The sequence below is a fragment of the Micromonospora sp. DH13 genome (assembly GCF_020873825.1).
GTDB lineage: Bacteria > Actinomycetota > Actinomycetes > Mycobacteriales > Micromonosporaceae > Micromonospora > Micromonospora haikouensis.
This window is the reverse complement of the sequence record NZ_JAHWGR010000114.1, coordinates 1-403: the sequence shown is the minus strand read 5'-3', so window position 1 is coordinate 403 and position 403 is coordinate 1. Positions and strand designations below refer to the sequence as shown.

The window sequence follows — 403 nt, the reverse complement described above, 5'->3', positions numbered from 1 at the left end:
CCACGGCGGTGGCGAAGGGTGACCTGTCGCAGAAGATCACGGTGGATGCCCGGGGCGAGATCCTGGAGCTGAAGTACACCGTGAACACGATGGTGGACCAGCTCAGTTCGTTCGCCGACGAGGTGACGCGGGTGGCGCGGGAGGTGGGCACCGAGGGCAAGCTGGGCGGTCAGGCCCAGGTGCGCGGCGTCGCCGGCACGTGGCGGGACCTGACCGACAACGTGAACTCGATGGCGTCGAACCTCACCTCCCAGGTGCGCAACATCGCCCAGGTGTCCACGGCGGTGGCGAAGGGTGACCTGTCGCAGAAGATCACGGTGGATGCCCGGGGCGAGATCCTGGAGCTGAAGTCGACGGTGAACACGATGGTGGACCAGCTCAGTTCGTTCGCCGACGAGGTGAC

The 403-nt window shown here is 66.5% G+C and carries 1 protein-coding gene; it reads left to right on the top strand.

The window, feature by feature from the left end; all coding sequences use genetic code 11:
- The coding region (locus LPA42_RS33495) for a HAMP domain-containing protein (protein ID WP_228987158.1) at positions 1 to 403 on the top strand (403 nt) is incomplete at both ends.